This is a genomic window from Streptomyces boluensis, assembly GCF_009908195.1.
Taxonomy (GTDB): domain Bacteria; phylum Actinomycetota; class Actinomycetes; order Streptomycetales; family Streptomycetaceae; genus Streptomyces; species Streptomyces boluensis.
Map to the genome: position 1 here is coordinate 1 of NZ_JAAAHS010000336.1, position 8,655 is coordinate 8,655.

Consider the following 8,655-nt stretch of genomic DNA (forward strand, 5'->3'; position numbering starts at 1 on the left):
CACGACGCCTATGGTCACAATCACGAACATCACGATGAAGAAGACATCCATGGTCTTCTCCTCCTTTCGTTCCCCCGAAGCGATCGGCGCTCCTTGATGACTACGTGTGTGTGCGGGACTTGTCCCCGGCGGGAGCGGGCCCAAAGCAGAGTTGAGGAACTCCAGAGGTTCGGCGCAGGATGACGCCCATGACCTCTGCGCCCCCGCCCCGCCCGCTCCTGAACCGCCGCCTGGCCGAGTTCGGCACCACGATCTTCGCCGAGATGTCCGCGCTCGCCCTGAGCACCGGCGCGATCAACCTCGGCCAGGGCTTCCCCGACACCGACGGCCCCGAAGAGGTCAGGGAGGCGGCGGTACGCGCGCTGCGCGACGGCCGGGGCAACCAGTACCCGCCGGGCCCCGGCGTCCCCGAGCTGCGCACCGCGATCGCCGCGCACCAGGAGCGCACGTACGGCCTGGCCTACGACCCGGACACCGAGGTCCTCGTCACCGCGGGCGCCACCGAGGCCATCGCTGCGTCGCTGCTCGCCCTGGTCGAGCCGGGCGACGAGGTGATCGCCCTGGAGCCGTACTACGACTCGTACGCGGCGAGCATCGCGCTCGCGGGCGGCAAGCGGGTCCCGGTGACGCTGCGGCCGAGCACCGAGGGCGGATTCCACCTGGACCTGGACGAGCTGCGCGCCGCCGTCACCGACCGCACCCGGCTGCTGCTCCTCAACACCCCGCACAACCCGACGGGCACCGTGCTGAGCCGCGAGGAGCTCGCCGCGATCGCCGCGATCGCGGTGGAGCGCGACCTGCTCGTGGTCACCGACGAGGTGTACGAGCACCTGGTCTTCGACGGCGAACACGTGCCGCTCGCCTCCTTCCCCGGCATGCGGGAGCGTACGGTCACCATCTCGTCGGCGGGCAAGACCTTCTCGTTCACGGGCTGGAAGGTGGGCTGGGTGACGGGTTCGCCCGCCCTGGTCGCGGCGGTCCGCTCGGCGAAGCAGTTCCTCACCTATGTCTCCGCCGGGCCGTTCCAGTACGCGATCGCCGAGGCCCTCGCGCTGCCCGAGTCCTACTTCACGGGGCTGCGGGACGACCTGCGCGCCAAGCGTGACCTGCTCGCGGCGGGCCTCACCGACGCGGGCCTGACCGTGCACCGCCCGGCCGGCACGTACTTCATCACCACCGACATCCGCTCCCTCGGCGAGAGCGACGGCTTCGCGTTCTGCCGCTCCCTGCCGGAGCGCGTCGGCGTCGTCGCCATCCCCAACGCGGTGTTCTACGACCACAAGGACGAGGGCGCCCCGTTCGTGCGGTTCGCGTTCTGCAAGCAGGTCCCGGTGCTCGAAGAGGCGGTGGCCCGGCTGAAGCGGCTCTGAGCCGATCCGGGGGGCGCGCTTCCGGCGCCCCCGTACCGGTCCCCCCGCACGGGTGCGCCCGGCTCGCGGAGTCGCCCCGGTGACCGCAGGGTTCGCATGTGAGCCAGCCGCACCTCGTCACCGCCGCGCCCGTCGCCGGCCCCCTCTCCCGCACCCGCACCCACCTGATCCGGCGTCTCGTCCGGTACGCGGAGCGCCTCCCCACCGCCGTCACCGCGCTCGGCCTGTTCGCCGTGGCCCGGATCGGCGGCATGGTCGCCGTGGCCCTCGCGGCCCGCCGCAGCGGGCAGGACACCTTCCAACTCCTCGGCGGCTCCTGGGACTCCCGGTGGTACACGGGCATCGCCGAGCACGGCTACGGCCGCACCCTGCACTTCGAGCCCGGAGTCGTCCACAGCGACCTCGCCTTCTTCCCGCTCTATCCGGGCCTGGTCCGCGCGCTGACCGAGGTGCTCCCGCTGGCCGCGGCCGCCGCCGGGCTGCTGATCTCCTGGCTGGCCGCGGCGGCCGCCGCGTGGGGGATGTACGCGATCGGGCTGCGCCTTCGGGGCCGCGCCACCGCCACGTTCCTGGTGCTGCTCTGGGGGCTGCTTCCGCACTCCGTGGTGCTGTCCATGGCGTACACGGAACCGGTGCTCACCGCGTTCGCCGCCTGGTCGCTGTACGCGGTGCTCAGCGGGCGCTGGCTGTGGGCGGGTTCGCTCGCCGCGCTCGCCGGTCTGTCCCGGCCCAACGGTTTCGCGGTGGCCGCGGCGGTCGGCGCGGCGGCCGCGTACGAGCTGTGGCCGCGGCGCGGCAGGCTGTCGCTCCGCCAGTGGGCCGGGGTGCTGCTCGCTCCGCTCGGCTGGGGCGGCTATGTGCTGTGGGTGGGGTGGCGGCGGGGCGATCCGCTCGGCGGCTACTTCGCGGTGCAGCGCGGCTGGGGCTCACGCTTCGACTTCGCGGCGGGCAACCTGGAGTTCGTCCGGCATCTCCTCGCCGACGGGGACCGGCTCGTCTTCCCGGTGACGCTTGTCCTCGTCGCGGCCGCCGTGCTGCTGTTCGGGCTGCTCGCCGCGGACCGGGCGCCGCTGCCGCTGCTCGTGTACAGCGGGGTGCTGCTGCTCGTCGCGGTCGGCGGCTCCGGGTTCTTCGAGTCGAAGCCGCGTTTCCTGCTGCCCGCGTTCCCGCTGCTGCTTCCGCTCGCCGCGGCCCTGGCCAGAACGGCGAAAGCCCGGCCGGTGCACGCCACGCTTGTGGTGACGGCCCTGGCCGGGCTCTCCCTGGGCTACGGGGCCTATCTGGTGACCCTGGCCCGTATACCGCTGTGACGCTGTGACGCTTACGCGTCGTCGTCGGGCTTCTCCGACGAGTCGACATCCTCGACCAGGCCGAGGTGCTCCACGAGCCACTTGTCGAACTCGATGGCGGCCCGCACCCAGCTGACCGTCGACGACACGAAGTGCTCCAGGCTGACGCCGGTGCCGATCAGCATCTGCGCCTCACCCACGACGCGGACGGTGGTCGGGCCACCCTCCTCCTCGTGGGTGTGGGTGTAGACCTTGGGCCACAGGGTGCGGCGGTTCCAGTCGTCGACGGCGTCGAGGATCTGGGCCTTGTCCCCGATGTCGTGCGGCCGGTCGTAGAACGTCCGCACCGAGAAGACCTGCTGGTCGCCCTCGCCACGGAACATGAAGTACGTGCGGAAGTTCTCCCACGGCGCCGCGAGGTCACCCTCGTCGTCGACGACGTGCTTGAGCTCCATCTGGTCCAGGAGCTGCTTCACCAGGTCCTGATCGGGGACGACGGGGCCCGCCGGTCCTGCGGCCTGCGGTTCTTGCTGGCCCCCGAAGTTCGGAATCGAGGACGGGTCGATGCTCACCGTGTATTTCCCTTCGTACGGATTGCGCCCATCCTCCACCATCGACGGCGGGTAGCCGCAACCCCTGACGACGGCGATCCGCCGCGAGCGGAAACGGGCTCCCGACGCCCCTTACCGCACCGGTCCCACGAGCAGCCCGTCCCCGGCCACGTCCACCCGCACCGTGTCGCCGTCCCTGACCTCGCCGGAGAGGATCTCTCTGGCCAGGCGGTCGCCGATCGCGGTCTGCACGAGCCGGCGCAGCGGCCGCGCGCCGTACGCCGGGTCGTTGCCCTCGTCGGCCAGCCAGGCCAGGGCCTCGGGGGTGACGTCGAGGGTGATGCGGCGCTCGGCGAGGCGCCGGGCCAGGCGGTCGACCTGGAGCCGCGCGATGTGCGCCAGCTCGTCCCTGGACAGCGCCGAGAAGACCACCAGGTCGTCCAGACGGTTCAGGAACTCGGGCTTGAAGCTCGCCCGTACGACCTCAAGGACCCGCTGCTTCTTCTCGTCCTCGGTCGCCACCGGGTCCACGAGGTGCTGGCTTCCCAGGTTCGACGTGAGGATCAGGATGGTGTTGCGGAAGTCCACGGTCCGGCCCTGGCCGTCGGTGAGTCGGCCGTCGTCGAGGACCTGGAGCAGCACGTCGAAGACCTCCGGGTGCGCCTTCTCCACCTCGTCGAGCAGCACCACGCTGTACGGGCGGCGCCGCACCGCCTCGGTGAGCTGGCCGCCCTCCTCGTACCCGACATAGCCGGGCGGGGCGCCGACGAGGCGGGCGACGGAGTGCTTCTCGCCGTACTCGCTCATGTCGATACGGACCATGGCCCGCTCGTCGTCGAAGAGGAAGTCCGCGAGGGCCTTGGCCAGTTCGGTCTTGCCGACGCCGGTCGGGCCGAGGAACAGGAACGAGCCGGTGGGCCGGTCCGGGTCGGCGATGCCCGCGCGGGTGCGGCGGACCGCGTCGGAGACCGCGCGTACGGCCTCGGACTGGCCGATCAGCCGCTTGCCGAGCTCGTCCTCCATGCGAAGCAGCTTCTGGGTCTCGCCTTCGAGGAGGCGCCCGGCGGGGATGCCGGTCCAGGAGCCGACCACGTCCGCGATGTCGTCGGGGCCGACCTCCTCCTTGACCATGGTGTCCCTGGCGACCTCTTCCTCGGCGGCCGCGGCCTCCGCCAACTCCCGTTCCAGCTCCGGGATCTCGCCGTAGAGCAGCTTGGAGGCGGTGTCGAAGTCGCCGTCGCGCTGGGCGCGTTCGGCCTGGCCGCGGAGTTCGTCGGCCCGCTCCTTGAGCTCGCCGACACGGTTGAGGGAGGTCTTCTCCTTCTCCCAGCGCGCGGTCAGGCCGCGCAGCTCCTCCTCCTTGTCGGCGAGGTCGCGGCGCAGCTTCGCCAGGCGCTCCCGGCTCGCGGCGTCGGTCTCCTTGCCGATCGCCAGCTCCTCCATCTTCAACCGGTCGACGGAGCGCTGGAGTTCGTCGATCTCGACGGGCGAGGAGTCGATCTCCATACGGAGCCGGGAGGCGGCCTCGTCGACCAGGTCGATGGCCTTGTCGGGCAGGAAGCGGGAGGTGATGTACCGGTCGGAGAGGGTGGACGCGGCGACAAGGGCGGAGTCCGCGATGACGACCTTGTGGTGGGCCTCGTACCGGCCCTTGAGGCCGCGCAGGATCGCGATGGTGTCCTCGACGGACGGCTCGGCGACCAGGACCTGCTGGAAGCGGCGCTCCAGGGCCGGGTCCTTCTCGATCCGCTCGCGGTACTCGTCGAGCGTCGTGGCGCCGACCATGCGCAGCTCGCCGCGGGCCAGCATGGGCTTGAGCATGTTGCCCGCGTCCATGGCGGAGTCGCCGCCGGCGCCCGCGCCGACCACGGTGTGCAGCTCGTCGATGAACGTGATGATCTGCCCGTCGCTCTCCTTGATCTCGGAGAGCACGGTCTTCAGGCGTTCCTCGAACTCGCCGCGGTACTTGGCGCCCGCGACCATCGCGCCGAGGTCGAGGGAGACGAGCCGCTTGTTCCGCAGGGACTCCGGTACGTCGCCCTTCACGATGCGCTGCGCGAGCCCTTCGACGACGGCGGTCTTGCCGACGCCGGGCTCGCCGATGAGCACGGGGTTGTTCTTCGTGCGCCGGGAGAGCACCTGCACGACGCGGCGGATCTCCTGGTCCCGGCCGATGACCGGGTCGAGCTTGCCCTCGCGCGCGGCCGCGGTGAAGTCGGTGCCGAACTTCTCCAGGGCTTTGTACTGCCCCTCGGGGTCGGGGGTGGTCACGCGCCGCCCTCCCCTGGCCTCGCCGAACGCCTCAAGCAGCCTCTTGTCACTCGCACCCTGTTCCTTCAGTACGTCCGCGGCCGCACCGCCCTTCGCGGCGGTGCCGATGAGCAGATGCTCGGTGGAGAGGTAATCGTCGCCCAGGTCCTTGGCTCGCCGCGCCGCGTCCGCGATGACGGCGAGCAGTTCCCGGTTGGGCTGCGGCGGCGCGACCGTGGAACCGGTCACACTCGGCAGGCCCGCGAGCACGCGCTCGGCGCCGGAGCGTACGGCGGCCTGGTCGGCCTCGACCGCGGCGAGCAGGTCGGTGATGTTCTCGTTCTCCTGGCCCTCCAACAGGGCGAGGAGCAGGTGCGCCGGCGTCAGGTCGGCGTGCCCACCGGACACGGCCCGGCTCGTCGCCGCGTTGATCGCGTCCCGGCTCCGGTTCGTCAGCTCGGCATCCACGTGCGCGTTACCTCCTGGGTTCTCCGCTTCCTTCTCACGCTGACTGGGCCAACGTGCATAAAGTTGAGTCTATTCCACTCAAGGTGGGAGCGGTACGCGATTCCGGGGCGCGATTCCGGGGCACCGAGGCGCCGGGGATAGATTCCGGGGCATGGCCATCGACCCCCGCACCCCCGGCGCCGACTACCTCAGCTTCTGGCGCGAACGGCACGTGTGCACCTTGACGACTTTGCGCCCCGACGGCACCCCGCACGTCGTCCCGGTGGGCGTCACGTACGACCCGGAGGCGGGGGTGGCCCGCGTCATCAGCAGCAAGTCCAGCAAGAAGGTCAGCAACATCCTGGCGGGGGGCGCGGACGGCGGCGCGGCCGCCGTCTGCCAGTTCGCGGGCCGGCTCTGGGCCTCCCTGGAGGGCCGGGCCCGGATACGCACCGAGCCGGAGGCGATAGCCGACGCGGAACGCCGCTACGCGGAACGCTACGGCCGCACCCCTTCACCCAACCCGAACCGGGTGCTGATCGAGATCACCTTGCACAAGGCACTGGGCAGCAAGTCCCTGCACAAATCCAGCCCGTCTGGGGGCACCTCCCAGCGGTAGCTGGGGGAGTTTGAGGACAAGCCCGCAGGGCGATCGACGGCACCCGAGTCGACGGTGCGGCACGGACCACGGAACAGCACCCGTAACAAACACAACGGCGCCACCGCGAACCAGGTTCACGGTGACGCCGCTGCGGGGGGAAGCGCCTGGGCGATCTTTGACGACGGGGGAATCGCTTCAGGCACTGCGGGGGGTGGCTGGTACTGCTTCCGGCTCGATCAGTTCGTGATCGCGCTGGTCGAGATTGACGAAGATCATTCCGTATCGGATCGCGCAGCGCACCGGCTGAGGCGCGCCCCGCGGCTTGCGCAGGCAGCGGAAGGCCCGCACATCGTCGTCCTCGTCGTCACGGACGACGAGGATCGGCTCACCGAAGAGGGTGACCATCAACGAATCGCCGGGGCCCGGCAGGGCCGTGACGAGGTCGATGAAGTGCCACCCGGATCGGTAGGCGGATGCCATTTCGCGCCGGAAGGTGGTGTCTTCAGGGATGCTCATTGCGGTCAGTCCCAGCTCGGTTCGTCGACTGCGGCAAGGTCCCAGCTCGGCTCCTCCGCCGCGACGATGTCCCAGCTGGGTTCCTCTGCCGGCGCGACATCCCAGCTGGGTTCCTCCGCCGAGGCGAAGTCCCAGCTCGGCTCCTGCGCCGGCGCGATGTCCCAACTCGGCTCACCCGGAGCCGCGATCAGGTCCCAGCTGGGTTCGCCGGGCTCAGCCACCGTGGCGACAGAGGGCGATGGACCGGCACTAACGGCCGACTCCACGACCCCCACCGCGGTGGCGGCGATGAAGGCGACAGCAACCACTGTGCGTATGAGTCTCTTGGCCATTACCGAGCAACCTCACTTGATGATGTCGCGTCCTAGCCCCCGCAGACATGACGATGGCTCACACTCCGCCCTCACACCACCGAGGCCAGGCATCATGTTCCTGATATGCAGGAGCCTGGGGGTGTACACATGGGGACAGAACTGAATAACGCGGACCACCCTCACTCGCACGAGGAGTTGTGCGGAGCGGGCCGGGAGCTCTACGCAAGTGCCCTGCGTAGAGGCCGAATCGCCCGGTCAGAGATGCAGGCGGCGCCCTGCCTCATAGATCTGGCCCTCCTCCACCCCGACCCCGACGACGCCCAGTGGCTCCGCCCGGTCCCGCCGTCCGCCGCTCTCGCGCAGTTGCTGCTGCCCATCGAACGGGAGATCCAGGACCGCCGTCGCCACACCGTCGCGCTGGCCGACGCGTTTGAGCCATTCATGGCGATCAGCGCGATCGACCCCCCGACCACGCACGCCATCACGGTGCTCGAAGGCCTCAGCCTGATCAACGCGGCCCTGGACCGCGTGGTCGCCGAGTGCACCGACGAACTGCTCACGGTCCAGCCGGGCAGCGCCCGCAAGCCCAAGGCGGTCAACGAGGCGCTCGACCGGGTCCGGCCACTCCTCAACCGCGGCATCAAGATGCGCACCCTCTACCAACACACCGCCCGGCACACCGAGTTGACGCTCAACTATCTGGAGCACGTGGGCCCGGAGGTCGAGGTGCGCACACTTGAGGAGATCATCGACCGGCTGATCATCGTCGACCGGAAGGTGGCCTTCATCCCGGCCCGCAGCGACCGGCAGGTCGCCCTCGAACTCCGCCACCCCGGCCTCGTCGACTATCTCGTCGGCGTCTTCGACCAGTTCTGGCAGCTGGCGGTGCCGCTCAACGGAGACATTCCGTACGACGCCAAGACGGACGGCATCACCGGCGTGCAGCGGTCCATCGCGAAGCTGCTCGTGGAGGGCCACGTCGACGAGGCGATCGCCCGCCGGCTCGGCATGAACGTCCGGACCTGCCGCGCCCACATCGCCAAGCTGGCGGCCACCCTCGGCAGCGGCAGCAGGACCCAACTCGGCTATCTGATCGCCAAGTCGGGCCTCCTGGAGGAGCAGCTCCAGTGACGGCCCGAAGCGGGCAGTACGTCCCCTTTGGGTCCCCTCAGTACCCTGCCCCCGCAACAACATGAGGCTTCCCGCCCCCACTCACGTGCCGCATAGTTGAAGGGCGAACCTCAGCGTCCCGGCTGGTTCCCCTCCGGTCGGGGCGTACCCCACGCACCACCCCCAATGACCCGATCCCCCTTGAAC

The 8,655-nt window shown here is 70.3% G+C and carries 8 protein-coding genes; 4 read left to right on the forward strand and 4 right to left on the reverse strand.

The features are described 5' to 3' along the window. Nucleotides 1–179 precede the first annotated feature (179 nt). Both GUY60_RS29790 and GUY60_RS29795 read left to right on the forward strand, forming a co-directional pair. Complete coding sequence (locus GUY60_RS29790) at nt 180–1,370, forward strand: pyridoxal phosphate-dependent aminotransferase (protein ID WP_161703371.1); 1,191 nt, start codon at nt 180–182, stop codon at nt 1,368–1,370. A gap of 98 nt (nt 1,371–1,468) precedes the next feature. Further along, nucleotides 1,469–2,680: a putative hexosyltransferase gene (locus GUY60_RS29795; RefSeq protein WP_376771336.1), complete on the forward strand. Its 1,212-nt coding sequence runs from the start codon at nt 1,469–1,471 to the stop codon at nt 2,678–2,680. A gap of 11 nt (nt 2,681–2,691) precedes the next feature. Here GUY60_RS29795 and GUY60_RS29800 read toward each other — a convergent pair whose 3' ends face one another. After that, nucleotides 2,692–3,231, reverse strand: a complete 540-nt coding sequence (locus tag GUY60_RS29800; protein ID WP_161703373.1) for a YbjN domain-containing protein — start codon at nt 3,229–3,231, stop codon at nt 2,692–2,694. Nucleotides 3,232–3,342: 111 nt separating this feature from the next. Continuing rightward, nucleotides 3,343–5,928, reverse strand: coding sequence for an ATP-dependent chaperone ClpB (gene clpB, locus GUY60_RS29805; protein ID WP_161703375.1), 2,586 nt, complete (start codon nt 5,926–5,928; stop codon nt 3,343–3,345). Nucleotides 5,929–6,079: 151 nt separating this feature from the next. Between clpB and GUY60_RS29810 the strand changes: the two genes are divergently transcribed. Continuing rightward, nucleotides 6,080–6,526 carry a pyridoxamine 5'-phosphate oxidase family protein gene (locus GUY60_RS29810; RefSeq protein ID WP_161703377.1) on the forward strand — a complete coding sequence of 149 codons (447 nt, stop codon included), beginning with the start codon at nt 6,080–6,082 and terminating at the stop codon, nt 6,524–6,526. A gap of 177 nt (nt 6,527–6,703) precedes the next feature. On the opposite strand, the gene GUY60_RS29815 is transcribed toward GUY60_RS29810, so the two are convergent. Beyond that, nucleotides 6,704–7,024 (reverse strand): (2Fe-2S)-binding protein, encoded by a 321-nt coding sequence (locus GUY60_RS29815; RefSeq protein WP_161703379.1) that lies wholly within the window; start codon nt 7,022–7,024, stop codon nt 6,704–6,706. Between the two features lie 5 nt (nt 7,025–7,029). Continuing rightward, nucleotides 7,030–7,356 carry a hypothetical protein gene (locus GUY60_RS29820; protein WP_161703381.1) on the reverse strand — a complete coding sequence of 109 codons (327 nt, stop codon included), beginning with the start codon at nt 7,354–7,356 and terminating at the stop codon, nt 7,030–7,032. Nucleotides 7,357–7,485: 129 nt separating this feature from the next. On the opposite strand from GUY60_RS29820, the gene GUY60_RS29825 reads away from it, so the two are divergent. After that, the gene (locus GUY60_RS29825; protein ID WP_161703383.1) at nt 7,486–8,469 is read left to right on the forward strand and encodes a helix-turn-helix transcriptional regulator; all 984 of its coding nucleotides are present in this window, start codon (nt 7,486–7,488) and stop codon (nt 8,467–8,469) included. Nucleotides 8,470–8,655 lie beyond the last annotated feature (186 nt).

Bases quoted from the DNA above. Each gene is read 5' to 3' on its own strand.
- GUY60_RS29790 (WP_161703371.1), top strand. From the start codon at position 180: ATGACGCCCATGACCTCTGCGCCCCCGCCCCGCCCGCTCCTGAACCGC.
- GUY60_RS29815 (WP_161703379.1), bottom strand. From the start codon at position 7,024: ATGAGCATCCCTGAAGACACCACCTTCCGGCGCGAAATGGCATCCGCC.
- GUY60_RS29810 (WP_161703377.1), top strand. From the start codon at position 6,080: ATGGCCATCGACCCCCGCACCCCCGGCGCCGACTACCTCAGCTTCTGG.
- GUY60_RS29820 (WP_161703381.1), bottom strand. From the start codon at position 7,356: ATGGCCAAGAGACTCATACGCACAGTGGTTGCTGTCGCCTTCATCGCC.
- GUY60_RS29825 (WP_161703383.1), top strand. From the start codon at position 7,486: ATGGGGACAGAACTGAATAACGCGGACCACCCTCACTCGCACGAGGAG.